The sequence below is a fragment of the Calidithermus roseus genome (genome assembly GCF_003574095.1).
In the GTDB taxonomy this organism is placed as follows: domain Bacteria; phylum Deinococcota; class Deinococci; order Deinococcales; family Thermaceae; genus Calidithermus; species Calidithermus roseus.
Map to the genome: position 1 here is coordinate 23045 of NZ_QWLA01000018.1, position 26670 is coordinate 49714.

The 26670-nt window shown below is 66.2% G+C and carries 22 protein-coding genes and 1 pseudogene; 20 read left to right on the forward strand and 3 right to left on the reverse strand.

What is annotated here, in order from left to right; translation table 11 throughout:
- Window positions 1-179 precede the first annotated feature (179 nt).
- The 15 genes from Mrose_RS18805 to Mrose_RS06405 all read left to right on the forward strand — a co-directional run bounded on the left by Mrose_RS18805 (window position 180) and on the right by Mrose_RS06405 (window position 16165).
- On the forward strand, window positions 180-1022 hold the full coding sequence (locus Mrose_RS18805) for an ester cyclase (protein WP_182482700.1): 843 nt from the start codon (window positions 180-182) through the stop codon (window positions 1020-1022).
- Window position 1023: 1 nt separating this feature from the next.
- Window positions 1024-2736 carry a PucR family transcriptional regulator gene (locus tag Mrose_RS06340; protein WP_119276591.1) on the forward strand — a complete coding sequence of 571 codons (1713 nt, stop codon included), beginning with the start codon at window positions 1024-1026 and terminating at the stop codon, window positions 2734-2736.
- Between the two features lie 70 nt (window positions 2737-2806).
- The gene (gabT, locus tag Mrose_RS06345) at window positions 2807-4099 is read left to right on the forward strand and encodes a 4-aminobutyrate--2-oxoglutarate transaminase (protein WP_119276593.1); all 1293 of its coding nucleotides are present in this window, start codon (window positions 2807-2809) and stop codon (window positions 4097-4099) included.
- A 56-nt stretch (window positions 4100-4155) separates the two neighbouring features.
- A complete protein-coding gene (locus Mrose_RS06350) occupies window positions 4156-4545 on the forward strand; it encodes a hypothetical protein (protein ID WP_119276595.1) in 390 nt (129 codons plus the stop codon).
- On the forward strand, window positions 4536-5606 hold the full coding sequence (locus Mrose_RS06355) for an ABC transporter ATP-binding protein (protein WP_182482701.1): 1071 nt from the start codon (window positions 4536-4538) through the stop codon (window positions 5604-5606). The genes Mrose_RS06350 and Mrose_RS06355 overlap by 10 nt, the downstream gene beginning before the upstream one ends.
- Before the next feature lie 228 nt (window positions 5607-5834).
- Window positions 5835-6740 carry an ABC transporter permease gene (locus Mrose_RS06360; RefSeq protein ID WP_119276599.1) on the forward strand — a complete coding sequence of 302 codons (906 nt, stop codon included), beginning with the start codon at window positions 5835-5837 and terminating at the stop codon, window positions 6738-6740.
- 103 nt (window positions 6741-6843) lie between these two features.
- A complete protein-coding gene (locus Mrose_RS06365; RefSeq protein WP_119276601.1) occupies window positions 6844-7665 on the forward strand; it encodes an ABC transporter permease in 822 nt (273 codons plus the stop codon).
- Window positions 7662-8687 carry an ABC transporter substrate-binding protein gene (locus Mrose_RS06370; RefSeq protein WP_119276603.1) on the forward strand — a complete coding sequence of 342 codons (1026 nt, stop codon included), beginning with the start codon at window positions 7662-7664 and terminating at the stop codon, window positions 8685-8687. The genes Mrose_RS06365 and Mrose_RS06370 overlap by 4 nt, the downstream gene beginning before the upstream one ends.
- A 143-nt stretch (window positions 8688-8830) precedes the next feature.
- The gene (locus Mrose_RS06375) at window positions 8831-10183 is read left to right on the forward strand and encodes an aspartate aminotransferase family protein (protein WP_119276605.1); all 1353 of its coding nucleotides are present in this window, start codon (window positions 8831-8833) and stop codon (window positions 10181-10183) included.
- Window positions 10184-10346: 163 nt separating this feature from the next.
- Window positions 10347-11375: an ABC transporter substrate-binding protein gene (locus Mrose_RS06380; protein WP_119276606.1), complete on the forward strand. Its 1029-nt coding sequence runs from the start codon at window positions 10347-10349 to the stop codon at window positions 11373-11375.
- A 7-nt stretch (window positions 11376-11382) separates the two neighbouring features.
- On the forward strand, window positions 11383-12048 hold the full coding sequence (locus Mrose_RS06385; RefSeq protein ID WP_119276608.1) for a GNAT family N-acetyltransferase: 666 nt from the start codon (window positions 11383-11385) through the stop codon (window positions 12046-12048).
- Window positions 12049-12148: 100 nt separating this feature from the next.
- Window positions 12149-13711, forward strand: coding sequence for an amidohydrolase (locus tag Mrose_RS06390; protein WP_119276610.1), 1563 nt, complete (start codon window positions 12149-12151; stop codon window positions 13709-13711).
- 80 nt (window positions 13712-13791) lie between these two features.
- A complete protein-coding gene (locus Mrose_RS06395) occupies window positions 13792-15237 on the forward strand; it encodes an NAD-dependent succinate-semialdehyde dehydrogenase (RefSeq protein WP_119276611.1) in 1446 nt (481 codons plus the stop codon).
- 173 nt (window positions 15238-15410) lie between these two features.
- The gene (locus tag Mrose_RS06400; RefSeq protein ID WP_119276613.1) at window positions 15411-15623 is read left to right on the forward strand and encodes a hypothetical protein; all 213 of its coding nucleotides are present in this window, start codon (window positions 15411-15413) and stop codon (window positions 15621-15623) included.
- Window positions 15620-16165, forward strand: coding sequence for an inorganic diphosphatase (locus tag Mrose_RS06405; protein ID WP_119276615.1), 546 nt, complete (start codon window positions 15620-15622; stop codon window positions 16163-16165). Before Mrose_RS06400 ends, Mrose_RS06405 begins: the two co-directional genes overlap by 4 nt.
- Before the next feature lie 601 nt (window positions 16166-16766).
- Here the strand turns inward: Mrose_RS06405 and Mrose_RS06410 are convergent.
- Both Mrose_RS06410 and Mrose_RS06415 read right to left on the reverse strand, forming a co-directional pair.
- Window positions 16767-18353: pseudogene (locus Mrose_RS06410) on the reverse strand (1,4-alpha-glucan branching protein); the annotation flags it as partial.
- A 108-nt stretch (window positions 18354-18461) separates the two neighbouring features.
- Entirely contained in the window at window positions 18462-19271 is an 810-nt protein-coding gene (locus tag Mrose_RS06415; protein ID WP_119276619.1) for a [LysW]-aminoadipate kinase, read from the reverse strand.
- 254 nt (window positions 19272-19525) lie between these two features.
- Between Mrose_RS06415 and Mrose_RS06420 the strand changes: the two genes are divergently transcribed.
- The 4 genes from Mrose_RS06420 to Mrose_RS06435 all read left to right on the forward strand — a co-directional run bounded on the left by Mrose_RS06420 (window position 19526) and on the right by Mrose_RS06435 (window position 24358).
- On the forward strand, window positions 19526-21394 hold the full coding sequence (locus tag Mrose_RS06420) for a peptide ABC transporter substrate-binding protein (protein WP_119276620.1): 1869 nt from the start codon (window positions 19526-19528) through the stop codon (window positions 21392-21394).
- A gap of 144 nt (window positions 21395-21538) precedes the next feature.
- Window positions 21539-22549 (forward strand): ABC transporter permease, encoded by a 1011-nt coding sequence (locus Mrose_RS06425; RefSeq protein WP_119276622.1) that lies wholly within the window; start codon window positions 21539-21541, stop codon window positions 22547-22549.
- 8 nt (window positions 22550-22557) lie between these two features.
- A complete protein-coding gene (locus Mrose_RS06430) occupies window positions 22558-23772 on the forward strand; it encodes an ABC transporter permease (RefSeq protein WP_119276624.1) in 1215 nt (404 codons plus the stop codon).
- A 16-nt stretch (window positions 23773-23788) separates the two neighbouring features.
- Complete coding sequence (locus Mrose_RS06435) at window positions 23789-24358, forward strand: DUF6812 domain-containing protein (protein WP_119276626.1); 570 nt, start codon at window positions 23789-23791, stop codon at window positions 24356-24358.
- 84 nt (window positions 24359-24442) lie between these two features.
- Here Mrose_RS06435 and Mrose_RS06440 read toward each other — a convergent pair whose 3' ends face one another.
- Complete coding sequence (locus Mrose_RS06440; protein WP_119276628.1) at window positions 24443-25216, reverse strand: carboxypeptidase regulatory-like domain-containing protein; 774 nt, start codon at window positions 25214-25216, stop codon at window positions 24443-24445.
- 519 nt (window positions 25217-25735) lie between these two features.
- On the opposite strand from Mrose_RS06440, the gene Mrose_RS06445 reads away from it, so the two are divergent.
- Entirely contained in the window at window positions 25736-26371 is a 636-nt protein-coding gene (locus Mrose_RS06445) for a TetR/AcrR family transcriptional regulator (protein ID WP_119276629.1), read from the forward strand.
- Window positions 26372-26670: the final 299 nt, after the last annotated feature.

Here is a 26670-nt window from a genome sequence, read left to right on the forward strand (position 1 = left end):
GCTGAACCGAGTACCAGATTGTGCTCAGGACGAACACGGTGCCTTGCCCTGGGGGTAGAATGACTTGCTCAAAAAAGGGGTATCCGGAGTTCTGACCTCGTCCCGCGATACCCGTCTTGGCATTGTCCCGTTACAGCCAGCCACCAGAACCGGACAGCCCCGAGGAGGAGGTGTGTGGTATGGGTTTGCGCAGTATCGCCCGACAGGAAGTAGTGCGGGTCAGCCCCCAGACCTCGGTGGCGGAAGCCGCCAGGCTGATGGAGCAGAAGAAAGTGGGCAGTGTCGTGATCTCGGACAACGGCAAGCCTAAAGGGCTCCTGACCGACCGTGACGTGACGCTGCGGGTGCTGGGCAAGGGGATGGACCCTCTGAAGACCCCGGTCGAGCAGGTGATGACCCAGGACCTCGTGACCCTGCGCGAGGACATGGGGCTGCTCGAGGCCCTCGAGGCCGCCAAGGACAAGCCCATCCGGCGCTTTTTGGTCGTGGATAACAAGGACAAGCTGGTGGGGATCTTCACCCTCGACGACGTGCTCTACCTGCTGGGCCGCGAGATGGCCGACGTGGCCCGGATCGTAGAGCACGAGATGCCCGAGGCCCCCACGCTGCCCGAGGAGCGCCACATGGCCACGCTGAGGCGCTTCATCGAGGAGTGCTGGAACCAGGGCAAGCTGGACGCGCTGGCCGAGTGCTGCATCGCCGGCTACACCCACCACACCCTGCTGCGCCCTGAGCCGGTGGCGGGCCTGGAGGCCAACAAGGCCTGGATCACCCAGATGCGCACCGCCTTCCCCGACCTGCGCTACCGCATCGAGGAGATCTTCACCTCGGGCGACCGGGTCTTCCTGCGCTGGAGCGCCACGGGCACCCACAAGGGCGAGTTCGCCGGCATTCAGCCCACCAACAAGAAGGTCGAGTTCAGCGGGAGCTTCCACTGCCGCTGCGAGAACGGCAAGCTGGCCGAGGGCTGGGCCTACCCCGACGCCTACGGCCTGCTGAAGCAGATCGGGGCTATCGGCTGACATGGACCACCGCCGCGCCCCGGTGTACCCCGCCGGGGCGCGAAGTGTTCACCTCCCCAGCGGGCCGGGCGGGAGGGCGGTGAAGGCCGCTAAAATCGTCATAGCGACGATGAACCTGCAAGAAGCCCTTCGTCTGCCCGCCCTCAGCCGGGCTCGAGTAGTCGCGGCAGCCCCAAAGCTGAGCAACCGAGTCCTGGGGGCCCACGCGGTGGACATCCCCGACCCCCAGGAGTGGATCCGGCCCGGTTTCCTCTTCCTCACCACCGGCTACGCCTGGCCCCGCGAGGAGCAGGCCCTGCGCGCCTTCATCCGGCAGATCGCTCAGGCCGACCCGGCGGCCATCGTGCTGGCGGTGCCCCAGTTCTTCGAGCGCTTCCCCGAAGCGGCACGCGAGGAGGCCGAGCACGCGGGCATTCCGGCCATCGAGCTGCCCTGGGAGGTGCCCTTCTCCCAGGTTATCGGCGAGCTCAACCAGCAGCTTCTGGCCCAGCAGTACAGCGTCATCGAGCGCTCGGAGGCCATCCACCGCGCGCTCACGCTCTCCGCACTCGAGGCCGGCGGCCTGCAGCCCCTGGCCGACGTGCTCAGCGGGCTCACCGGGCGCTCGGTGGTCTTCGAGGACCTGGAAGGCAACCTCCTGGCCTACGCCCTCACCGGCGGCGAGGACGAGCTGCGCCTGCGCTCCATCGCCCTAGGCGGCACCACCCCCGAGCTTAGCCACTACCTGCAGGAGATCGGCTTCGAGCGGCAGTTACGGCAGAGCCTGGGGCCGCTGCGGCTGCCGGCGCGGCCCGAGATCGGGATGGTGGGAAGGGTGGTCTGCCCCATCCGGCTGGGGGGTGAGCTGGTGGGCAGCGTGTGGCTGATCGAGGGGGAGGAACCCCTCTCCGAACTCGACATGCGCGCCGCCGAGCACGCCGCGACGGTGGCGGGGCTGCACCTGATGCACCAACGCGACATCGCCCAGCGCGAGGCCCGACTGGGCTACGCCTTCCTCGACGCGCTGCTGGAGGGCCGCTTCGAGCCCACGCCGCACAACCTCGAGCGCGCCCGGCTGCAGGGCTTCCACCCCGAGGGCCGCTACTACCTGGCTTTGCTGGTGCTCGAGGAGCCGGTGCCGCTGAGCCCGGAGGGCTTCAACCGGCGTGAGCGCCTGGCCGAGGGTCTGCGCAAGCTGCTGCGCGAGCAGGGGCTGGCCCCCTTGATCTCGGTCTTCCTCAACCAGGTGCTCTTCCTGCTACCCGAGGGCTTCGACGCCACTCGCGTGTGGGAGCGGCTGCCCCAGAAGGGGCTCAGCTTGGGCCTCTCCCGAACGCGCCAGGGCTGGGCGGGGGTGGCCGAGAGCTACCGCGAGTCGCAGGCCCTGCTGCCCCACCTGCGTCCCGGAGAGGTCAGCACCTATGCCCAGCTCCTGTTGCCGCGGGTGCTGGCCGGGGATGCCCAGGCCCAGCAGGATTTGCTGCGCGAGCTGTTCGGGCCGCTGGAGAGCGAGCGCAACCAAGGGGTGCTGCTACAGACCCTCAAGGCCCTGGCCCGGCACGGCTTTCAGCTCAAGCGCACCGCCCACGCGCTAGGCGTCCACGAGAACACGCTGCGGTACCGGCTCGAGCGCCTCCAACAGCTCACCGGCCTCGACCTGCGCGAGCCCCAGGCCCAATTCCGCCTCCAGCTCGGGTTGCAGCTTTTAGAGTTGAGCCACAGTAAATGGGGGTAAGATTTGTAGCCTGAGCCCATAGCCTGGTGCGCTGGGACCCCATTAGGCTGTTGAGCCAAAGGAGGAACACATGCCCACGACAGAGTCCCGCAACCAGGCGTTGCTGGAGTTGCGGCACAAGGTGGTCCCGCGCGGCGTCTCTCAGGTGCACCCGGTGGTGGCGGCCAAGGCCCAAGGGGCCCGGCTCTGGGACGTCGATGGCAAGGAGTACCTCGACTGGATCGGTGGAATCGGGGTGCTCAACGTCGGGCACAACCATCCCCGCGTGGTGGCGGCGGTGCAGGCGCAGCTCGAGCGCTTCACCCACACCTGCTTCCAGGTCACGGCCTACGAGCCCTACATCAAGCTCGCCCAGAAGTTGTGCGAAAGCGCCCCCGGTGCCTTCGACAAGAAGGCTTTTTTCGTCACCACCGGGGCCGAGGCTACCGAGAACGCCATCAAGATTGCCCGCGCCTACACCGGACGGCCCGGCGTCATCGCCTTCAAGAACGCCTTCCACGGGCGCACCCTGCTGGGCCTGAGCCTCACCGGCAAGGCCACCCCCTATCGCCAGAACTTCGGCCCCTTCGCCCCCGAGGTCTACCACGCCCCCTACCCCTACGAGTACCACGGCATCGACACCCGCCGGGCCATGGACGGCCTGCACGAGCTCTTCGACACCGCCATCCCCCCCGACCGCGTGGCGGCCATCATCATCGAGCCCCAACTCGGCGAGGGCGGCTTCGTGCCCGCCCCCATCGCCTTCCTCAAGGCCCTGCGCAGCCTCAGCGCCGAGCACGGCATCGTGCTCATCGACGACGAGATCCAAACTGGCATCGGGCGCACCGGCAAGTTCTGGGCCATCGAGCACGCGGGCGTCGAGCCCGACCTGATCACCTTCGCCAAGAGCATCGGCGGGGGGCTACCCATCGCCGGGGTGCTGGGCAAGGCCGAGATCATGGACGCGCCCCTACCCGGCGGGCTGGGCGGGACTTTCGCCGGAAACCCCTTAGCCTGCGCGGCGGGGCTGGCGGTGCTCGAGATCTTCGAGGAGGAGAAGCTCCTGGAGAAGGGCCAGCGGTTGGGCGAGATCCTGCACGAGGGCTTCCGCAAGATCCAACGTCGCTTCCCCCAGATCGGGGACGTGCGGGGCCTGGGGCCCATGGTCGCCATGGAGATCGTCAAGGACCGCCAGAGCAAGGCCCCCGACCCCGCCCTCACCACCCGCGTCTTCGACGCGGCCCGCGAGCGCGGGTTGCTCTTGATGAAGGCCGGGATGCACTATAACGTCATCCGCTGCCTGGTGCCGCTGGTAGCGAGTGAGGCCGAGGTACGCAGGGGTCTGGAGATTCTGGAGCACAGCTTCGAGGCCGCTACGGCCTGAGGCCGGGTGACCCGTTCACCTTCGGGTTCCTAGACCGGATCGAGTGAGGTGCAGTCATGAGCCGCAGCCCGTTGATGGGACAACCCCAACGCGCGTTCCGCCTGGCCCGGCTGGCCGAGATCAGGGGCCTCGAGGCCGGCGAGCAGTCGTGCTCGAAGCTGCTCTACCTCATCGGCAGCCAGGGCCAGTTCCACGTCTTCGGCGTCTCCGACGAGCGCCGCACCATCAAGGGGGGCAACGACCTGCTGCCCAGGCGGCTGGCGCACTCCGGCGCCGAGGCGGAGGCGGTGGGGGGCTTGCACTTCTGGCGGCGAGCACACCCCGCTGAACGCCCAGGGCTACCATGGAGGGCGGTTGCGCGAGCGGGTGGCCGAGGAGATCCTGGCCGTATTGAAGAAGGGCGAAAGCGCCCTGGTGAGCAGCTAGAGGAAAAACGATGGCAGTGATCCGACCCTCAGCGAAGGTTCAGGCTCGAGCCGCCACCGGCACCCTCGCCGTCGAGAACGTCGTCAAGCGCTTCGGCGAGGTGACGGCACTGGGCGGGGTCAGCCTGGAGATCAAGGCCGGGGAGTTCTTCACCCTGCTGGGCCCTTCGGGCTGCGGCAAGACCACCCTGCTGCGCATCATCGCCGGCTTCGAGCTGCCCACCGCCGGCTGCGTGCGGCTGGGCGGTGAGGACATCACCGCCGTACCCGCCAACCAGCGCCCGGTCAACACCGTCTTCCAGAGCTACGCGCTCTTTCCTCACCTCAGCGTCTTCGAGAACGTGGCCTTCGGGCTCAGGAGCCGGGGTTTCCCCCAGGCCGAGGTGCAAAAGCGGGTGGAGACGGTCATGGGTATGCTGCAGATCGAGCGTTTCATGGCCCGCTACCCCCACCAGCTCTCGGGCGGGCAGAAGCAGCGGGTGGCAATGGCGCGGGCGCTGGTCAACGAACCGCAAGTGCTGCTCTTGGACGAGCCCATGAGCGCCCTCGACGCCAAGCTGCGCGCCGAGGTGCAGGTGGGCCTGCGCCGCCTGCAGCGCAGCCTGGGCACCACCTTCATCCTCGTCACCCACGACCAGGACGAGGCCATGACCGTCTCCGACCGCATCGCGGTGATGCGCGAGGGGCAGGTGATCCAGGTGGGCACCCCCGAGGAGGTCTACGCCCGGCCCCGCACCTGCTTCGTGGCCGAGTTCTTGGGTGCGGCCAACCTGATCCCCGCCAGCCGCAACGGCAGCGGCGTGAAGACCGCGCTGGGCCACCTCGAGCTCCCCGCCGTGCCGCAGTGGGAAGAGGGCAACTTGGCCATCCGCCCCGAGCGGGTGGAGATCGTGCCCGAGCCCAGGGGCTCCAACTGCGTGCAGGTCCAGGTGCGCGAGGTGGTCTACCGGGGCAGCCACCAGGAAGCCTGGCTCGAGCCCGGCGGCCTGCGCGTGCGCGCCGCCCCCTACCCTCCCCTGCGTCCGGGAGAGGAGGTAGTGGCCCACCTGCCCAAGGACGCGCTGGTGGTGCTGGATGATTAGCCTTGGGCGCAAGATGCAAGACGCCAACGTCGTACGTCCTACGTCATACGCCAGTGGCCCTCAGTCCTCAGCCCTCAGCCCTCAGCGAAAGGCAAGGATCAGGTTCAGGGGGACGGGGGACGAGAGGCAAAACGCCAAACGCAAGATGCAAGACGCTGGTGCCTGTAGTTTTCAGCGTTTAGCGTTCGGCGTACGACGTTCGACGTTCGACACCTTCGGAGGTCGCCCGTGAACCGCGTGCTGGTGTGGTACGGCGAGCTCACCACGCCGGGGGCGCTCTCGAGGCGCGGCCTCTTATTCTTGCTGCCCGCGGCGCTGTGGCTGATGGCCTTTTTGGTGCTGCCCAGCTTGGCCCTCGTGGCGGTGGCCTTCGCCGAGCGGGGCACCTACGGCGAGATCGTCTGGACCTTCAGCCTAGAGAACCTCAAGCGGCTGCTGGGCTACGGGCTCTTCGGCTGGAGCCCCGACAACCTGCTGATCCTGGGCCGCTCGGTGTGGGTGGCCTTCGTGACCTCGCTCATCGCGGCACTGCTGGCCTACCCCCTGGCCTTCTTCATCGCCAGCCGGCCCCCACGCACCCGCTACCTGTGGCTGACGCTGGTGATCATCCCCTTCTGGACCAACCTGGTCATCCGCACCTACGCCTGGCAACTGCTGCTCTCCCCCGAGTTGCCCTTCGCGCGGGTCGCGGCAGCGCTGGGGCTGGCGGAGCCGGGCACCGCGCTGTATCCCGGCTCCTTCGCGGTCTACGTCGGCATGGTCTCGGCCTTTTTGCCCTTCATGGTGCTGCCGCTGTACTCGTCGGTCGAGCGGATCGACTCCAGCCTCATCGAAGCGGCCAAGGACCTCTATGCCAGCCGTGCGCGGGTCTTCTTCCAGGCCATCCTGCCCCAGACCCTGCCGGGCCTCACGGTGGGCATCATCCTCACCTTCATCCCGGCCATGGGCATGTTCGTCATCCCCGACCTGCTGGGCGGGGCCAAGTACCTGCTGGTGGGCAATCTCATCCAGCAGCAGTTCGGCGCCAGCCGCGACTGGCCCTTTGCCGCCGCCATCAGCCTGGGCCTGATGGCCCTGACGTTGGTGGCCCTGCGGGTCTACCGACGTAGCGGAAAGGACGTGGACCTGGTATGAGGCTGAGCGCTGGAGGTCGTACGTCGTACGCAAGACGCAAAACGCAAAACGCGGGACGCCTTGACCCTCGACCCTCGCCCCTCGAGACAGCCGGAGGCCGCTCATGAGCCGGCTCCACCCCGCCGTGGGCGTCACCGCCGTCCTGACGCTGGGCTTCCTGTACCTGCCCATGCTGGCGGTGGCGATCTTCTCGCTCAACCAGACCCGCTACGGGATGTCGTGGGGGGGCTTCACCTGGAAGTGGTACCAGAGCCTCTTCAACCCGGCGCTCTCACCCGACCCCAAGCTCACCGAGACCATCCAGGCCGCCTTCGTGACGACCATGGTGCTGGCGGTGGTGTCCACGGTCATCGCGACCGTGCTGGGGACGCTGCTGGCGATCGCCCTCGAGCGCTACCCCTGGACCCGGCGGGCGCGGGTCTTCCTCGACAACCTGCTCTATCTGCCGGTGGTCACGCCCGACATCATCCTGGCGGCGGCCTTGGTGGTGGCCTTCAGCGTGCTGCGGCAGGTCTCGAGCCTCTTCGAACTCGGCCTCCCGGCCATGATCATCGGGCACGTGACCTTCCAGATCGCCTTCGTGGCGCTGGTGGTGCAGAGCCGCCTCAAGAGCTTAGGCGCAGACCTCGACGAGGCCGCGCGCGACCTCTACGCCTCGTACGGCTACTTCGTGCGGCGGGTGCTGCTGCCCTTGCTGGCGCCGGGGATCGTGGCGGGGGCCATGCTGGCCTTCACCCTCTCGCTCGACGACTTCGTCATCAGCTTCTTCACCGCCGGGCCCGACTCCCAGACCCTCCCCCTCATCATCTACGGCTCGGTGCGGCGCGGGGTCACCCCGCAGATCCACGCCCTGTCCACCCTGATCTTCCTGGCTACGGTCATTCTGGTGTTGCTCAGCGAACGGCTCACCCGGAGGAGTGCATGAAAAAACTGCTGGCCCTGTTGGCGTTTGTGTCGTTGGCGTTGGCCCAGAGCAAGGAGATGCGGCTGTTCATCTGGTCGGAGTACATCGACCCGGCCATCATCTCTGCCTTCGAGAAGCAGTACGGGCTCAAGGTCCGCATCGAGCTCTACGAGTCCAACGAGGACATGCTGGCCAAGCTGCAGGCGGGCGGGGTGAGCCAGTACGACGTGATCGTGCCCGGCGACTACATCATCCCCACCCTGGTTGCGCTCAAGCTGGTCCAGCCTTTGGACAAGAGCAAACTGCCCAACCTCAAGAACCTCGACCCCAAGTTCGCCAACCCGCCCTTCGACCCCGGCAACCAGTACTCGGCGGCCTACCAGTGGGGCATGTCGGGGATCATGTACCGCAAGGACAGGGTCAAGACCCCCCCGGATAGCTGGGCGGTGATCTTCGACCCCAAACAAAGCGGCAGCTACGTGCTCATGGACTCCATCCGCGAGATGATGGGCGCGGCGCTGCGCTATTTGGGCTACAGCATCAACACCCGCGACCCCAAGCAGGTGCAGGCGGCGGGGAAATTGCTGCTCGAGGCCAAGAAGTCTAAGCGCGCGGTGGGCTTCGAAGGCGGCGTGGGCGCGAAGAACCGCCTGGTGGCCGGGAGCGCGACCTACGCGGTGGTCTACAACGGCGACGCCATCAAGGCCGCCTCCGAGAACCCCAACGTGGCCTTCGTGGTGCCCAAGGAGGGCGCCGCACTCTTCCTCGACAACATGGCCATCCCCGCCAAGGCCCCCAACCCCGACGCGGCCCACAAGTTCATCAACTTCATCCTCGACGGCAAAATCGGGGCGCAGCTTTCGAACTACAACCGCTACGCCACCCCCAACAAGGCCGCGCTGCCCTTCATCAACAAAGCAGACCTCAAGAACCCGGCCATCTACCCCACCGAAAGCGTCAAGGCCAAGCTCGAGTTCGTCCTCGACCTGGGCAAGGACGCGCGGCTTTATGACGAGGTCTGGACCCAGGTGAAGTCGCGCTAGGGGGCGTATGGACGTCCAGAAGGCCAGCATCCCGCCGCCTGGGAGGGTCGATGGTCGATAGTCGATAGCCAAAGACAAAATCCGTATGACGTATCGCGGGCTGCCGAAAGCCTCCGCGGTGCGCGATCTCAATCGAGGAACCCATGACGTACATTCAGCTCAAAACCCCCATCCCTGGCCCCAAGAGCCAGGAGCTCAACGCTAGGCGCGCCGCTTCGGTGACGAGCGCCCTCGCGCAGGCCAACCCCATCGCGGTCAAGCGGGCCCGCGGCTCGCTGATCGAAGACGTCGATGGCAACACCCTCATCGACTTGGCGGGCGGCATCGGCATGATGGCGGTGGGCCATGCCCCGCAGGCAGTGGTGGAGGCCATCAAGGCCCAGGTGGAGGAGTTCATCCACGCCTGCTCCATCGTGACCAACTACGAAGCCTACGTGGCCGTCTGTGAAGCCCTCAACCGCCTCACCCCCGGCGACTTCCCCAAGAAGACCCTACTCTCCAACGGCGGGGCCGAGGCGGTGGAGAACGCGGTGAAGTTCGCGCGGCGCTATACCGGGCGCTCCGGGATCCTCGTGTTCGAGGGGGCCTATCACGGGCGCAGCAACCTGACCATGGCCATGACCAGCAAGTGGGGCCTGTTCAAGAAGGGCTTCGGCCCCTTCGCCCCCGAGGTCTACCGGCTGCCCCTGCCCAACCTCTACCGCACCCCCAAGGGCATGACCGCCGAGGAGTACGTGGAGTGGAGTTGCTGGAACCTCGAGAACGCCCTCACCGCCCACATCGACCCCAGCGCCCTGGCCGCCATCGTCATCGAGCCGGTGCTGGGGGAGGGGGGCTTCATCCCGGTGCCCCACAAGTTCTTGCGCAAGATCCGCGAAGTCTGCGACGCCACTGGCGCGGTGATGATCGCCGACGAGATCCAGTCGGGTTCGGGCCGCACGGGCAAGCTGTGGGCCATCGAGCACTCCGGCGTGATCCCCGACCTGATCATCTCGGCCAAGAGCCTGGGCGCGGGCATGCCCATCAGCGCGGTGACGGGCCGGGCCGAGATCATGGACTCGCCCCACGTGGGCGGGGTGGGCAGCACCTACGGCGGCAACCCCCTGGCCTGCGTGGCCGCCCTGGCCGCGCTCGAGCACCTCTCCAAGCCCGAGACCCTGGCCCACGCCGCCCGCGTCGAACAAACCGTGCGCCGCACCTTCGAACCCCTGAAGGCCGAGATCCCGGTGCTGGGCGACGTGCGCGGCATCGGCGCGATGATGGCGCTGGAGTTCGTGCGCGACCCGGTGAGCAAGGAGCCGTGGTCCGACTTCGCCATGAGCGCCATCAAGGAGGCCAGCCAGCGCGGCGTGGTGCTGATTAGGGCCGGGCTCTACACCAACTGCATCCGCTTTTTGCCGGCGCTCGAGATCCCCCAGGACATGCTGGAAGAAGCCCTGGGCGTGGTGAAGGAAACCATCCAGGCCACACACAAGGCTATGGCGGCGACGGCGTGAGGAGGTCGATAGTCGATGGCCAAAAACTGCCGAACGCAAGAAGCCGGTGGGTCGTGGTTTCTGGCGTTTAGCGTTTTGCGTTTAGCGTCTGGCGTATTGCGTACGGCGTACGACGTATGACGTACGACGCAAAGCGTACGACGCTCACCAAAGGAGGACCCTCATGAAGCACCTTCTGGCCCTTATCACCGCGCTCGGGCTCGCGCTGGCCCAGCCCAAAGAACTTCGCATCTACACCTGGACCGAGTACATCGACCCCACCATCGTCAGCGACTTCGAGAAGCAGACCGGAATCAAGGTCAACCTCAGCTACTACGAGTCCAACGAGGAGATGGTCGCCAAACTGCAAGCTGGGGGGTTGGGGCAGTACGACCTGGTGGTGCCCAGCGACTTCATCATCCCCAGCATGATCCAGCTCAAGCTGTTGCAGCCTTTGGACAAGAGCAAACTGCCCAACCTCAAGAACCTCGACCCCAAGTTCGCCAACCCGCCCTTCGACCCCGGCAACCAGTACACCGTGGGCTACTTGTGGGGCACCGTGGGCCTGATGTACCGCACCGACGTGTTCAAAACCCCGCCCACCTCCTGGGGCGTGATCTTCGACCCGGCCCAGCAGAAGGGGCGCTTCGTGCTCATGGACTCCCAGCGCGAGATGCTGGGCATCGCCCTGCGCTACGTGGGGCAGTCGGTCAACTCTGCCGACCCCGCGGCCATGAAGAAGGCCATCGACGTGCTCTTGCAGGCCAAGAAGTCGAAGAACAGCCTGGGCTTCCAGGGCGGGGTCTCGGCCACCAAGGCGCTGCTAGCCGGGCAGGCGGTGGCGGCGGTGGTCTACAACCAAGACGCTTTGCGCACGGCGGCGGGCAACCCCAAGTACGGCTTCACCATTCCCAAGGAGGGCAGCACGCTGTTCCTGGACAACATGGCCATCCCCGCCAAGGCCCCCAACCCCGACGCGGCCCACCGCTTCATCAACTTCATCCTCGATCCCAAGATCGGGGCGCGGCTGGCTGAGTACCAGCAGTCGGCCACGCCCAACGCCCAGGCCAAGAAACTCGTCAAGCCGAGCACCCTCAAGAACCCCGCCATCTGGCCCAGCGAGGCCCAGCTCAAGGTGCTGGAGTACATCCTCGACGCCGGGAAGAACTCCCGCCTCTTCGACGAGGCCTGGACCCAAGTGAAGTCGCGCTGAAGCCCCCATGACCGACCCCAGCCCCATCCTCACCAGCGCCGATGGCCGCTTCGCCGTGGTGCAGAGCGAACCCTGGATGGCCCCCCACCTCGAGGCCATCCAGGCCGCCTCCTTCCCCGACCTCGCCCCACGCGAGCGGATGCGGGCCGAGCACTACCTCTCGCAGATGCGGATCTTCCCCGAGGGGCAGCACGCGGTGCTCGAGGTGGCCACGGGCCGGGTGGTGGCCTGCTCCACCGACCTGCGCGCTAAGGTGGACTTCGCCCACTTCGCGCACAAGTATCTCGAGGCCGTGGGCGGCAACTACCTCACCACCCACGACCCCGAGGGCGACTGGCTCTACGGCGCCGACATCGGCGTTCACCCCGAGTTCCGGGGCCACGGCCTCTCCACGCTGCTCTACACGGCGCGGCACCAGCTCATCCGCCGCCTGGGGCTCAAAGGGCACGTGGCCGGGGCCATGCCCAAGGGCTACGGGGCCCACCGCGAGCAGATGCCCATCGAGCAGTACGTGCAGCGCGTGGTGCGGGGCGAACTCTTCGACCCGGTGCTCTCCATTCAGCTCCGGCGGGGCTACGCGGTGTGGGGGATCATCCCGGACTACCTCGAGGACGCCAGTTGCGCGAATTACGGGGTGTTCATCGTGTGGCGGAACCCGGAGGTGGGGTTTTGATGCCGGGGCGGGTCGTACGTCGTACGTCTTACGTCGTACGCAATACGCAAGACGCAATACGCGATACGCCCTGGACCCTCGACGTAACTGGAGGCTATCTGTGAAGGCTGACACCCTGATCTATGGGGGTACCATCCTCAACCCCGGCCCCGCGCCCGGCGGGCTCGAGACCCTCGAGGCCGTCGCCCTGCGCGAGGGGAGCGTCCTGGCGGCGGGGCGGGTGAGCGAGCTCGAGCCCCTCCTCTCCCCCACCACCCGGCGCATCGACCTCGAGGGCCAGACCCTCCTGCCCGGCTTCAACGACGCGCACGTGCACGTGTGGAAGGTAGGGCAGTTGCGCACCACGCTGCTCGACCTGCGGAGCGTGGAGAGCCTGGAGGCCTTTTATACGGCGGTCCGGGAGCGGGCCAAGACCCTGCAACCCGGCCAGTGGCTTTGGGGGCGCGGCTGGAACGAGGCCCGCATGGGCGGCTGGCCCGACCGCTCGGCCCTCGACGCCATCGCCCCGCGAAACCCGGTGCTGCTGACGCGCACCTGTGCCCACATCCACGCCGTGAACACCCCGGCCCTACAGGCGGCAGGGATCACCCCCGAGACCCACGTGCCGGGCGGAGAGATCGACTTCGGGCGCGGCATCCTCTACGAGACGGCCTACGGGCTGGTCTTCAAGGCCATGCCCGCCCCCACCCAGGCCGACTACGAGCGCTGGGTGCTGGCGGGGCTCGAGTACCTGAAGTCGCTGGGCATCACCAGCGCCACCGACCCCGCCGTGGACCCGCCGCTCTACGCGGCCTACCGCGCCCTGGACGCCGCCGGAAAGCTGCCCATCCGGGTCAACCTGCTCTACATCCGCCGCCCGGACGGGGGCAGCGAGACCTTCCCCCTGCCAGAGAAACACGTCTCCGACTTTCTGCGCTGCGACTCGGTGAAGTTCTTCGCCGACGGGGGGCTCTCCGGGGCCACCGCCGCCATCAGCCAGCCCTACAAGACCCTCGAGCCCCCCAGCTCCGGCATCCTGCGCTTCGAGAGCGGCGAACTCTACGAGCTGGCCCTCGAGGCCCATCGCCAGGGCTTCCGCATCGGCACCCACGCCATCGGGGACCGGGCCTTGAACCAAGTACTGGACGTGTACCGGCAGCTCTACGAGGCCCATCCCTCGTCCCTGCGCCACCGCATCGAGCACTTCGGGCTGGCGGGGGAGGAACACCTCGAGCTCGCCCGGCGGCTCGGCGTGATCGCCGTGCCCCAACCGGTGTTCCTCCACGAGCTGCGCGGCAACTTCCTCAAGTACCTGCCCGAGGCCATGCTCTGCCGCTGCTACAACCTGCGGGCCATGTTCGCCGCCGGCCTCACGGTGGCTTTTTCCTCGGACGGGCCGGTGGTGAGCCAGATTTCCCCCCTCATCGGCCTGCAGGCCGCCGTGGCCGAGCCGATGTGCGAAGGCCACGGCGTGAGCCTGGAGACCGCGCTATGGGCCTACACCGTGGGCGGGGCTCTCGCCCAGGGCGACGAGGGCAACCGGGGCCGCCTCGAGCCCGGCCACTGGGCCGACTTCGTGCTCCTCGACCGCGACCCCCGCACCGCGCCGCCCGAGGCGCTGGGCAGCCTCGAGGTGCGCTCCACCTGGACCAACAGGGATTTCAGCCCTGGAGTTCGGCGTTAGGCACTGCGAGGGTTACGCCCTACGCAAGACGCAAAACGCGATACGCCTAAGACCCTCGACGTTTTTACGAAAGGACCCCCATGATCAAGGAACTCCCCAACCAGGCCTACTTCGCAGACGGCTGGCAGACCACCGGCAAGACCTTCACCGTCACCCACCCCGGCGACGGGCGCGTAGTGGGCGAGGTGGCCGACTGCGGCCCCGCCGAGGCCCGGCGGGCCATCGAGGCCGCGCTCGAGGCCTTCGAGACCTGGAAGCGCACTAACCCCTACGCCCGCGCCGAGATCCTCGAGCGCTGGAACGAGTTGCTCTTAGCCCACGAGGCCGAGCTGGGCCGCCTGATGAGCCTGGAGATGGGCAAACCCATCACCGAGTCGCGCGGGGAGGTGAAGTACTCGGCCAGCTTCGTCAAGTGGTACGCCCAGGAGGCCGTGCGGCTGCACGGCGAGCGGGTGCTCTCGCGCTTCGACCACAAGCGGGGCCTGGTGTCCTACGAGCCGGTGGGCGTGGTCTACGCGGTGACGCCCTGGAACTTCCCCACCGGCATGATCACCCGCAAGGCCGCCCCCGCGCTGGCGGCGGGCTGCGCCATCATCATCAAGCCCGCCGAGCAGAGCCCCATGAGCGCCCTGTACCTGGCCCGGCTGTGGGAGGAAGCGGGCGGCCCCAAGGGCACGCTTCAGGTCCTGCCCACCTCCGACCCCGTGGCCTTCAGCCAGCCCTTCTTCGAGGACGAGCGCGTCCGCAAGGTCACCTTCACCGGCTCCACCGAGGTCGGACGCGTCCTCTACGCCCAGGCCGCCAAGACCCTCAAGCGCGTCTCGCTCGAGCTCGGCGGCCACGCCCCCTTCCTGGTCTTCGAGGACGCCGACCTCGACAAAGCCGCCCGCGACGTGGTGCTCTCCAAGTTCCGCAACGCCGGCCAGACCTGCATCTGCACCAACCGCGTCTTCGTGCAGCAGAGCGTCCTGGGGCCCTTCACCGAGGCCTTCGCCGCCGCCACCGCCGCGCTGCGCCTGGGCGACCCCCTGCTGCCCGAGACCCAGGTGGGGCCGGTGGTGGACGCCCAGGGCCTCGCCAAGGTAAAGGAACACGTCGAGGACGCGCTCGCCAAGGGCGCGAAGGCCGTGGTGGGCGGTAAGGTGCGCGAGGGCCTCTACTTCGAGCCCACCGTGCTCAGCGGCGTGCGCCCCGACATGAAGATCATGACCGAGGAGACCTTCGGCCCCGTGGCCCCCGTCATCCCCTTCGAGAGCGAGGAGGAAGCCCTGCGCCTGGCCAACGACACCCCCTACGGCCTGGCCGCCTACGCCTGGACCAACAACCTCGCCCGCGCCTGGCGCGTCGCCGAGGGCCTGCAATACGGCATCGTCGGCATCAACGACCCCATCCCCACCGCCATGGCCCCCCAGGCCCCTTTCGGCGGCATGAAGAACTCCGGCGTGGGCCGCGAGGGCGGCTGGTGGGGGCTGGAGGAGTACCTCGAGGCCAAGTTCATCTCGATGTCGATAGCCGATGGTCGATGAGCCAGGGAGTCGAGGGCCGGGGTTCGCGGATATCCCCCTCGCGTACGACGTACGACCGATTTAATCTTCCGAGGACGGACCCAAGGCATCAAACGCCCTCGGGGTTGATGGCCCCATCAGCAAACCTTCATGGGAGGGGCGTTCAATGAGCCCGATCCCCAAAGGAGGTGCGCATGAGAGTGTGGCTAAGCATTGCCGTAAGCCTATTGAGCGGCCTGGCTCTAGCGATTCAACCGGTGACCCGACAACTCCTCGACGAGGCCCAGACGCTCGTCCAGCAGGCCCGCCAGCAGAAGGTGGCTCCCTCTCCCGACGCCTTGCTGTGGAACCGAGCCATCGCCAAGGGCCAGGAGCATCCAGCGGCTGATAGAATGGCCTCGCTATGAACCTCAAGGAATTGCCCGTCGGCAAGAAGGCCCCTGAAATCGTACACATGATCATCGAGATCCCTCGCGGCTCGACCAACAAGTACGAATACGACCCCGAGCTCGGAGCGATCAAACTCGACCGCGTGCTGCCCACCGCGCAGTTCTATCCTGGCGACTACGGCTTCATCCCCTCCACCCTGGCCGAAGACGGCGATCCGCTCGACGGCATCATCCTCGCTACCTACCCACTGCTCCCTGGCGTAGTGGTGGACGTGCGCATCATCGGCATGGTGGATATGCAGGATGAAAAGGGCGGTGACGCCAAAATCCTGGGCGTGGTCGCCGAGGACCCCCGCTGGGACCACATCAAGGACCTCTCCGACGTGCCCGAGGCCACCAAGGCCGAAATCCAGAACTTCTTCGAAACCTACAAGGCCCTCGAGGCCCACAAGGGCAAGTGGGTCAAGGTGACGGGCTGGGAAGGGCGGGAGCGGGCCATCGCCGAGGTCAGGGCCTGCATCGAGCGGTACAGGGCGGCGTCGATGGTCGAGGGTGGGTAGCTCACAACCAAACCCCAAATGCCAGACAAGGGGCGAACGCGAGGTTCGCCCCTGCACGAGTTGGGCTGTCCTATTTCTTTTTCCTGGCCAGGGCTTTAGCTTCAGCGATCCAGCTCTCCACGTCCACCCTGACTCGAGCCTGCACGATTTCCAGCAGCCGGGCGGGCTTGAGCTTGGCAAGCTGGGCGAAGGTGAACACGCCCGCCTCATACAAGCGCTTCTGGTAAGTCGGGCCGATGCCCTTGATCTCGACGAGGGGATCACGCGCTTCGGTTTCAGGGCTGACCGCTTTGGCCCTGCTCGCCGGGGCCTTGGCTTTGGCCGCCTTGGTAGCGGGTTTAGCCCCGCTGCTCACCGAAGACGGAGCGGCTTCAGCCGGTTGGGTCATTTTTTTTTCATCTGACCCACCCTCGAGCCCCTCGGCCTCGTAGACCACGGGCGGGGGCTCTTCCTCCGTGGTGGCCGCGCGGAGACTCTGGTAGTCGGGCAGCTTGCCCTGGGTGGCCTTGTAGGCGTCGCGGTGGGCCATGCGGGCGGGTTGGGTAGCCTCGAGCAGCTCGGCCACCAGGTTCTTCGCGCTCGTCTCTGGCTCGCCGGTAGCGTAGAGGCTGGGGTCGGCCTCAGGGAAGGGGTTGTCGAGGGCCTCGAGTTCGCTCAGGCGGCCCAGGTCGATGCGGTCATCGCTGAGCATCTGGTAGATCTCGGCGAAGCGGGCGGCGTGGTCCTCGTAGCGCTCGCGGGCATATTCCACCGCCTGGCCGGTGTCGATGAGGAAGGGCCAGTCGGAGGATTCCAGCAGCAGCAGCTCTCGCATGAGCTGGCGCAGGGCCCGGCGCTTTCCGTTTTGGTCGCGGCCAAAGCGCTGCACGGCGGCGATCATCTGGCCCTCGGCGCGGTAGACCAGCCGCCAGAAGTCGAGGGTCTCGCGGTTGAGCCATACGTCGTGGTGGCCGCCCCGTCCCCAGCTTCCCTCGGGCAGCGCCGTGCGTACCGCCTTGCCGCGCACGGCCTCGCGGGCGGTCATGGCCTTGACGGATTTGGATTGGGCCAGCTCGCGGAACACCGCCTCGAGCCAGGCCGGGCCCTCGTACCACCAGTGCCCAAACAGCTCGGCGTCGTAGGCCGCGCAGATCACCCCGTCGGGGTGCTTCTGGGCCAGCCCCTCGACCACACTCACGAAGTGGCGGGCGTGCTCCTTGGCACGGTTGAAGGCTTCTTCGGGATAGTAGGGCTGCTTGTCCCCCAGGCCAGCCTTGCGATGGGTGACGCGGTGGTGGCGCAGGCCCGAGATGGGGTCCTTGCGGTGAAACTCGCGGTAGGCCCCGTCGCCGGGGTAGCCGTAGTCGGCGCTCCAGACCTGCAGCGCAGTCTCCTGGTTGCGGGCCATCACCCGCAGGCCCGACTCGAGTTCGTGTACCTGGTAGACCGCCTCGCTCGACTCGGCGAGCTGGATGGACTCCACCTGGCCATAAGGGCCGAGCTGGGGCGGGAGGCTCTGGCCACCCTGAACCAGGTGCGCGTCTACGAAGGTGTAGCGAATGCCAGCTTTATACAGCAATTCGTCCACCCCGGCCCGCATTCCGGGCCTGGCTCCATCCACCGGGGGCTCCCAGTAACCTTTGGGGCGGTAGGCCATCTCGGGCATCCAGTAGCCGGTGGCTTCGCGGCGGTAGTGACGGCGGTAGGCGTCGGTGCCGGTCTTGATCTGGCCCCACAGCGCCGCATCCGATCCCAGCAGCGGCGAGTAGCCGTGGGTAGCCGAGGAGGTGATGACCTCGATCTGTCCCTTCTCCTGGGCCCTAGCGAAGAAGCCCACCACATCGCCGCCCAGGCGCTGGTAGTGGCTATAGGTCTCCTGCCAGTGGCTCACCTGATGGGCTGCCGAGGCCGCGAGGTCGGTGGCCTGGTAACGTGCCAGGTCGTCCTCGGCCCGCATCAGCCGGTCTTCGCAATACTTGAGGAATCCTTCCTTGACCTTGGCGTCGGCGAGTTGCTCGCTCAGGATGGGGGTGATGCCGATGGTCATAGGAGCCGGAACGCGGTCGGCCTCGAGGCGCTCCAGCAACCGGGCCAGGGGCAGGTACACCTCGGCGATGGCTTCGTAAAGGGTCTCCTCGCCAAAAGGCCACATCCCGTGGGCGCGCACGTACGGGAGGTGGGAGTGCAGGACCAACACGAACCGCGTCATAGCCCCTGCATTCTACCCTTAAGACTTCTCATGGAAGCCTTTCTACGACAGTCGCACAAAATGCGGTTCTATTCACACTTCTGCGAGCCCGCGCGGACGGGAAGAGGCTCAGCGCACCACCGTACCTGCCCCCGCCAGGGCCTTTTGGATGGGCTGCTCGACCCTCGCATCCCCGAAGATCACCCGGCCCACCCCGCCCTGCACCGCCTCCACCGCGCCCAGCACCTTTTTCTTCATGCGCCCCTGCGCCACGGCCATGTAAGCCGGATCACCGACCTTTGCCGCCGGGATCTCGCGGATCAGGCTGGACTCATCGGGGAAGTTGGCGAGCAGTCCGGGGACGTTGGACAAAAGCAGCAGCGCCTCGGCCTTGAGGCTGGTGGCCAGCATCGAGGCCGCGGTGTCGCCGTCGGTGTTGATGGCGTCGCCCTCGTAGCTCACGGCTGGGGGGGTGAGCACGGGCAGGTAACCCGCCTCGAGCAGCAACGTGAGCAAGGCGGTATTGACCCGCTCGACCGAGCCGGTGAAGTCGCCGCGGTGAATCTTGATCTTGCCGCCCTCGACGTACTTCACCGCCTCCTTGCGCCTGCCCTCGAAGATGCGTCCGTCTAGCCCGGAAAGGCCCACCGCATTGACCCCTTCACGCTGCAATAGCTCGACGATGCGCTTGTTCACCAGGCCGCAGTAGACCATCTCGAAGATCTCGAGGGTGCGCCGGTCAGTGAGGCGGCTGGTCATACCACCGGGGTGGGTCAGGAACTGCGGCGGGTGGCCCAGAGCCTCGGCAATCTTGTTGGTCTCGCTGCTACCCCCGTGCACGAGGATGAGCTTCTGGCCCGCTTTCCACAGCGCCGCCGCGTCCTTGGCGACCGCTTCGTAGTTGATGCCCTCCGAACCCCCCACCTTGACGACGATCATCTGCCAACCTCTAGCGGCCCATCATACCGATTTCACGCGCCTTCGGGTCGAGGCGTTCCACGAAGCGCTGGGGAGGTGCCATTCGAAAAGCGCGGCGCATATACCTCAGCGGTGGCTCCACCGTTCGGTGGATAGACCCTTCAGGCTCCTGGGCTAAACGGGGCGCTGGTCGATTTACGATTTCGTCCATCGTCCATATAATTTGCTCGGCAATCTCTGCCAAGAATGTCTGAACGTACCAAAGAGGAGGTTTCATGAGACACCTCAACAAGCTAGCGGCTTTATGGCTCATCGGGGCGGGTCTGGCCTTTGCGGGACCACAGGACAACAGCCTGGTGGTGGGGACTTCGCAGGAACCCAGGGTGCTGATGGGCGATTTCCTCGACGTGATCTCCAACCAGGCCATCAAGTCGGAGATCCAGCAGTACCTCTTCACCCCCCTGATCGGCTTCGACGCCAACAGCCAAAACACCGCCAACCTGGTCACCGAGGTGCCGACCCCGGCCAACAGGAGGTTGCGGGCCATCGACATCGGGGGCGGCAAGAAGCGCCTGGAGATGGACCTGACCCTCAAGCCTGGTCTTAAGTGGTCTGACGGCAACGAATTCACCACCGACGACATCGCCTTCTATTACGAGGTGGGCAAGGCCAAGGGCATGCCGGTGCTGAACCCCGACTACTGGCAACGGGTCAGGCTCACCGTCAAGGACAAGCAAAACTTCACCGTGACCTTCGAACCGGCCTACTACTACGACACCTACGGGAGCCCCATCAGCTACGCCCCGGCCCACCTGATGAGAGAGGAGTGGAACAAGGTCAAGGCCGCGGCGGCTGGCCTGGACCCCGACAAGGATGCCCAACGGCTGAACGAGCTCTACAGGGGCTTCTTCAACAAGTTCAGCACCCCGCAGTTCCTCAACTCGGGCAAGTACCCCTCCATGGGTCCCTTCAGGATCTCCCGCTGGGTGCCCAACTCTACTCTGGAGATGGTGCGCAACCCCAACTTCCCCATCATCCCGGCGGGCGGGGCCGACAAGTACGTGCAGAAGGTGGTCTACCGCTTTATCCAGAACACCAACTCCCTGCTGGTGGCCATTCTGGGCGGCAGCATCGACGCTACCTCCTCGGTTGCCCTGACCTTCGACCAGGGGCGCAGCAGGCAGCTCACCAGCCGCACCCCAGGCCGCTTTGACATCTGGTTCGTGCCGGGGGCCATCTGGGAGCACATCGACATCAACAAGTTCACCAACTGCCAGCAGGTAGCCGACTTGCAGCTCAACGACGTGCGCACCCGCCAGGCGCTGCTGTACGCCATGAACCGCGAGGGGCTGGTCAAGGCTTTCTTCGATGGGCTGCAACCGGTGGCCAATACCTGGATTGCCCCGGTGAACCCGCTCTCCAACCAGAAGGTGCAGACCTACCCCTACGACCCCAACAGGGCCAAGCAGCTTCTGGCCGAGCTGGGCTGGAGGCCGGGACCGGATGGCATCCTGCAGCGCACCGTGGGCAACCGCACCGTGCGCTTCGAGCTCGAGTTCGTGACCACCGCTGGCAACGCCGTGCGCGAGCGCACCCAGCAGTTCTTCGCGGAGAACCTCAAGCAGGTGGGCATCGCGGTCAAGATCAACAACGCCCCCTCCTCGGTGGTCTTCGCCGACGATTTCATCCAGCGGGCCAGCGAGTGCAAGTGGACGGGGATGTTCGAGTTCGCCTGGGTCTCGAGCCTCTCCGAAGACGGCAGCCTCTTCCAGTACAGAAACCTCAACACCGGGGCCATCTTCGTGCCCACCAAGGACAACAACTACCAGGGCCAGAACATCGGCGGCTGGCGCAACGACCAGTTCGACAGGCTGACCAGCCAGGGTACCATCGAGTTTGACGAGGCCGAGCGCAAGGATCTCTTCGCCCAGGCCCAGGAGATCTGGGCCAGGGAAGTGCCGGCCCTGCCGCTTTACTTCCGCTCCAACCCCTACGTCGTCAGGAAGGGTCTGGTGAACTACGTGGCCTCGGCCTACTCCGGCGGCTTCGGCTACCCAGGCTGGAACGCCTGGGAGATCGGCTGGGAGAGCCGGGGGGCCCAGAAGAGGTGGGACCAGGCCAAGTACGCCCTGTCTACCAGGTAGTTCGAGGGCTTCACGGCAAACTCGCCACATCCATTGACAAACTTGCCGTGGAGCAACTTAGACTGAGGCCCGCCTTGGGGCGGGCCTCGCCTTCGCTTTAGGCCTGTGGCCGAAAAGGTAATATAGGGACAAACTGAGGAGATAATGTTCGCCTACACGGTACGCCGGCTGCTTCAGATGGTGCCGCTCTTGTTCGCGGCCTCGGTGGTGATCTACACGCTTCTGGCCTTGCAACCAGGAGACCCCCTCGACCAACTGCGCCAGGCCAACCCCCGTATCACCGCCGAGCAGCTCGAGGCCCTCAAGCGCGCCTACGGCCTAGACCAGCCCATCTATGTGCGCTACTTCAAGTGGCTGGGCCGAGCGGTGCAGGGGGACCTAGGCCTCAGCCGCGACTACGGCATCTCGGCAGCGCAGTTCATCTTCCAGCAACGCCTGCCCTACACCCTCCTGCTTTCCGGGCTGGCCCTGCTGATCTCCCTGGCGGTGGCCATCCCGGTGGGCATCTTCTCGGCGGTGCGGCAGTACTCCACCGCCGACTATGCCATCACCACCCTGGCTTTCATGGGATACTCCATGCCGGTGTTCTTCCTGGGCATCCTGCTTTTGTTTTTGTTTGCGGTCTGGATTCCCGACCACCTCCCCTTCTTCCCCCGCTTCCCCACCGGGGGGGTGCCCGGCCTGCTGTGGTCGGACGTGCGCTCGGGCAACGTGGGGTTTTTGGCGTTCATCGGGCAGTGGGCCTGGCACCTGGCTCTGCCGGTGCTGGCCCTCTCGGTGATCCAGATAGCCACCTATACCCGCTTCATGCGGGCCAGCCTGCTCGAGGTGCTGAACCAGGACTTCGTGCGTACCGCACGGGCCAAGGGGCTCTCGGAGCGGCTGGTGCTCTACAAGCACGCCCTGCGGAACGCCCTGATCCCCATCGTGACCTTGGTGGGTCTGGCCATACCTGGGGTTCTGGGCGGGGCGGTAATCACCGAGACCATCTTCTCCTGGCCGGGCATGGGGCGGGCCATCTTCGACTCGCTGGTGGCCAAGGACTATAACGTGGCCATGGCCGCCCTGGCCTTCCTGGCCTTCCTCACCGCCCTCTTCAACCTGATCGCCGACCTCATGTATGCGGTGGTAGACCCCCGCATCCGCTACACCTAGGAGGTGCCATGCTAAGTGCCGCTCGTCCTGCCCCCAAATCCCAGAGCGCCTGGGCCTTGGCCTGGCGCCGCTTCCGCAAACACCGCCTGGCCATGAGCGCCCTGGTGGTGGTGATTCTTCTGGTGCTGATGGCCTTCCTGGCCCCCCTGCTGGCCCCCTACGACCCCACCGCCCAGCCCACCGGGGGCGACCTGGCTTCCTTTTACTTCCAGGGCCCCAGCCGCGCGCACTGGCTGGGCACCGATGACCTGGGCCGCGACGTGCTCTCGCGCATCATCTACGGCTCGCGCATCTCGCTGTTGGTGGGCTTCACCGTGGCCCTTTCGGCGGTGGTCCTGGGGACCATCCTGGGCACGCTGGCCGGCTACTTCTCGGGCCGCCCCCTGCGCTTTTACCTGGGCCCTCTGGCCTTTGCCTACGAGGGCTGGCACCCTCCCCTCTTCGCCTTGTGGCGGGTGATCTCCTGGGTGCTTTTCTACGCTTTCCTCTACTTCGTGGCCCGTCTGAGCTGGATCCTGGCCTCCGACGCGGTGCGGGCCGCGCTGGGGGGAAGTTGGACCCTGAGCAACGCCTTCTCGAGCCTGGCCCTCCTGCTGGTGTGGGCCCTGGTGGCCCTGGCCGCGGTCTGGGGCCTGTGGGGCCGGTTGCAGCTAGACCTGGACATCGCCATCAGCCGCCTGATCGACTTCATGCTGACCATCCCCACCCTGCCGCTGCTGCTGGTGCTCTCGGCGCTGCTGCGCGACCCTGGGGTGGCGGTGGGCCGCTGGGCCGAGGCTCTCTTCGGCAGCGCGGCCAGCGTGTTCATCATCATCACCATCCTGGTGGCCTTCGGCTGGATCACCATCGCCCGGTTGGTGCGCGGGGTCATCCTCTCCCTGCGCGAGCAGGAGTTCACCACCGCCGCCCAGGCCCTGGGGGCTTCCGAGGCTCGGGTGATGTTTCGCCACCTGGTGCCCAACGCCATCGCCCCCATCATCGTGCAGGCCACCCTCGAGGTGGGCAACGCCATCCTGGTCGAGGCCGCGCTCTCCTTCTTAGGCTTCGGCATCCAGCCCCCCGTCGCCACCTGGGGCAACATGCTCACCAACGCCCAGGAGTACATCTTCAGCGCCCCCTGGCTGGCCCTGGCACCGGGCTTCATGATCTTCCTCACGGTGCTGGCGTTCAACTACCTGGGCGACGGCCTGCGCGATGCGCTCGACCCCAGAAGCCGCTTGTAGCTGTTACAGTTAAGCCGTGTACCGACAGCCTCGAGAAGCTTTCGAAGCCCGCATTCATACCCTCGAGCACCGCATCTACGGGCAAATCTACTTGATCCCCGGCAGCGGCACGGCAGACCTCCTGAACGCCGAGGGCAAAGCTTATCTTCCGGTGACCGGCGCCTTGCTGTACGAAGCGGGCCACAAGCACCCACCCGAGGCCGGTGAACTCAAGGCCAGCAGCGCCTTCGTGGCCCTGCAGAAGACATACCTGCGCTGGCTGGTGGGGGGACGTCCGGCCACGCCGCGCGCCTCCAGGGCCATGCTGGAGAAAAAGCGGCTGGCCCTGCTGTACGGTTCCTACTTGCTGGCCGGAGACCTGGAGATCCCCAAGGGAGTGCGGCTGTCGGACTACCTTTCCTCCGCCAAACCCTTCCAGACGCTATACACGGCGGGTCTGTATCTTCTGCAGCCACAAAAGCCCGTCGTGGAACTCGAGCCCTACGAGCTTTTCGAGTTCGTGACGGTCAACCTGTACCAGGCTGAAGGGGTCATCGAAGCCCCCGCTCCTTCCGGTCAGGACACGCGGCTTACGCTGTTTGGTTAAGTCGTCGATGGTCGATAGCCCTCAGGTCGTACGCTGGACGCGAGTGGCTATCGACCATCGGCTACTGACGGTTTCCGCAGGAGGCTACTGCCGCTTGAGCAGATAAACGGTCAGCTCGCGGTTGTTGCGAAGGGGCACCTGGAACTCGAAGGGCTGGTACTCCGCGGCCTCGATGCGGAGGGTGTATTCGCCCACCTCGAGCCCCTGGAACAGCACCTCCGCCCCGCTCTGGGTGGCAACCTCGACGCCGCCCCGGCTTAGCCTGACCCGGGCATCCGCAATCCCCGTGACCACCTTGAGCAAGCAGGGACACAGCGCGTCGTTGCTGACCACACCCACCCGCTCTTGCGGTGCCGTGGGCTCAGGAGCGGGGGTTTCGCCAGTGGGTGTCGGGGTTGGCGAAGGTGGCGGGGTATCGGTGGGCGTTTCGGGGGCTGGTGCGGGCGGCTCGGCAGGAGTAGGAGCGGGCTGCGTGGAGGGCGGAGTCTGGGGTTCTGCTACGGTGGCGGGAGGGTTTTCGAGCAAGGCCAGCGGGTTGGTGTTCCAGGGCTGGGTAACGTTGAGGGCGGGAAACAGGAACAAAGCCAGCACCAGTCCCACGAACAGAGTGGTCATTTTCCCGCGCACCCTCGAGGGCACGAACAGCGCCAGCAGGAAAAGACCCACCCCCGCCAAGCCCACGATCAAATAGGCCTGGGTCTGGCGCCAAAGGCCCAGCGAGGGGATCAGCAGCGAGCCCAGGGCCAGCCCGATCACCAAGAGCACCGACCCGATCCTGGGGTTACGCGAGAGCGTGAACAGGCTGACGAGGAGCAGGAGCGCTCCGAGAATTCCACCGAACCAGAAGACCATTTCCATGCGCAACCTCCTCGAGCTGCCGCTTTAGAAGCCTGTGTTACTTTTGACGCTGCCACGGCTAAAGCATATGGGATTCTTGGGCTCACCACTGCGCCCGGTACGAGCGTCTTACACGGTGATGCACGGTGTTTCGACCGTCTCCTCAAGCGTGACTTCTCGTGTGTCCCACGCCCCGCCACGCCGTGGCGGGAAGCTTGGCCAAGAGTGCGGCTTGGTTTTCGTCGCACCAGACCGAGATTCGCATACTACAGGTTTTACCCATCCAGCGCTTCGTGGATGAAACCCCTTGCCCCGCCCTACCAAGGCGGGGCGGCAAGAACCATCGGGAATCGCCGTTCCCGATGGGCATTTTACCACATACCAGCCGCCCACCATGCCACGTGTCCCTGCGGGGCACGTGGGGGAGTCCTCGCCTCGCCACGGCGAGGCGACCATCCCTGAAGGGGATGGGTTTTATAGCTCCCCCACACCCCCTCTTTTTTTATAAAGCGAGCAAAGATTCACATTTTAGGAAAAGCTATGAACCCTCTCACCGAGAGCAGCCTCCGAAAACATCCCCAGCAGCTTCGCATCCAGCACCGGGTCAACCGCGTCCTCGACGCTGCCGCTCAGGTTTTCGCCGAACTCGGCTTCGAGGCCGCCACCACCAACACCATAGCCGAGCGGGCCGATATCTCCATCGGGTCGCTCTACCAGTATTTCCCCAACAAGAGCGCGCTGTTCCAGGCCCTGTGTCAGCGCTGCGAGCGGGAGTCGCTGGAGCTTTTGGACGCGGTTATAACCCCCGAACTCGCCCGGCTCGAGCTCGGCGAGGTAGTCGGGCGGGTAGTGGCCGCACTCAGGCAGCTCTACAGCACTAACCCCAGGCTGTTGCGGGTGCTGTTCCAGGGTTACCCGGCCAAGGACCCAAGCCTGCCGCACTCGAGCTTCCGCGAGGCCATGGTGCGGCGGGTGGAGCGGCTGCTCGAGGAGCGCTGGCCGCGCCTAGAGCCCACCCGCCGCCAGCTGGTGGCCGGGGTGTGTTTCCAGGTCGCCGACGGGCTGTTCGACCTGGCCCTGCTCTGCGAGGAGGGGGTTGGCCACCGGGTCATGGACGAACTCAAACGCCTGCTGCTGGCCTACCTCGAGCCCCTCGAGCGCGAAGGGGCTGGGTGATGCTGCCGGAGTGTGCCCACCCCATGCAAGGGTGGTTTTAATGGACTTCCTCTGGAGAATATTAAGCCTCAAACCCTTGCTTCACCCTGGACTCACTTCGTAAACTCGGCCCATGCCGATTTACGAGGACCGTTCCAGAGAGCAGCGGTCACCCGGCCATGCCCCCCTCCAGGTGGGGAGAGTTCGGGAGGCGTTGGAGATGCCGGAGGAGTTGTATCCGTCGTATCCCCCTCCTCGCCGCCCAGCTCCCCCGGCGAGGAGGGGGATACGACGGATACAACTCCTCCGGCATCTCCAAC

Coding starts and splice junctions, on each gene's coding strand:
- Mrose_RS18805 (WP_182482700.1), top strand. CDS start 180: ATGGGTTTGCGCAGTATCGCCCGACAGGAAGTAGTGCGGGTCAGCCCC.
- Mrose_RS06340 (WP_119276591.1), top strand. CDS start 1,024: ATGGACCACCGCCGCGCCCCGGTGTACCCCGCCGGGGCGCGAAGTGTT.
- gabT (WP_119276593.1), top strand. CDS start 2,807: ATGCCCACGACAGAGTCCCGCAACCAGGCGTTGCTGGAGTTGCGGCAC.
- Mrose_RS06350 (WP_119276595.1), top strand. CDS start 4,156: ATGAGCCGCAGCCCGTTGATGGGACAACCCCAACGCGCGTTCCGCCTG.
- Mrose_RS06355 (WP_182482701.1), top strand. CDS start 4,536: ATGGCAGTGATCCGACCCTCAGCGAAGGTTCAGGCTCGAGCCGCCACC.
- Mrose_RS06365 (WP_119276601.1), top strand. CDS start 6,844: ATGAGCCGGCTCCACCCCGCCGTGGGCGTCACCGCCGTCCTGACGCTG.
- Mrose_RS06370 (WP_119276603.1), top strand. CDS start 7,662: ATGAAAAAACTGCTGGCCCTGTTGGCGTTTGTGTCGTTGGCGTTGGCC.
- Mrose_RS06375 (WP_119276605.1), top strand. CDS start 8,831: ATGACGTACATTCAGCTCAAAACCCCCATCCCTGGCCCCAAGAGCCAG.
- Mrose_RS06380 (WP_119276606.1), top strand. CDS start 10,347: ATGAAGCACCTTCTGGCCCTTATCACCGCGCTCGGGCTCGCGCTGGCC.
- Mrose_RS06385 (WP_119276608.1), top strand. CDS start 11,383: ATGACCGACCCCAGCCCCATCCTCACCAGCGCCGATGGCCGCTTCGCC.
- Mrose_RS06395 (WP_119276611.1), top strand. CDS start 13,792: ATGATCAAGGAACTCCCCAACCAGGCCTACTTCGCAGACGGCTGGCAG.
- Mrose_RS06400 (WP_119276613.1), top strand. CDS start 15,411: ATGAGAGTGTGGCTAAGCATTGCCGTAAGCCTATTGAGCGGCCTGGCT.
- Mrose_RS06405 (WP_119276615.1), top strand. CDS start 15,620: ATGAACCTCAAGGAATTGCCCGTCGGCAAGAAGGCCCCTGAAATCGTA.
- Mrose_RS06415 (WP_119276619.1), bottom strand. CDS start 19,271: ATGATCGTCGTCAAGGTGGGGGGTTCGGAGGGCATCAACTACGAAGCG.
- Mrose_RS06420 (WP_119276620.1), top strand. CDS start 19,526: ATGAGACACCTCAACAAGCTAGCGGCTTTATGGCTCATCGGGGCGGGT.
- Mrose_RS06425 (WP_119276622.1), top strand. CDS start 21,539: ATGTTCGCCTACACGGTACGCCGGCTGCTTCAGATGGTGCCGCTCTTG.
- Mrose_RS06430 (WP_119276624.1), top strand. CDS start 22,558: ATGCTAAGTGCCGCTCGTCCTGCCCCCAAATCCCAGAGCGCCTGGGCC.
- Mrose_RS06440 (WP_119276628.1), bottom strand. CDS start 25,216: ATGGAAATGGTCTTCTGGTTCGGTGGAATTCTCGGAGCGCTCCTGCTC.
- Mrose_RS06445 (WP_119276629.1), top strand. CDS start 25,736: ATGAACCCTCTCACCGAGAGCAGCCTCCGAAAACATCCCCAGCAGCTT.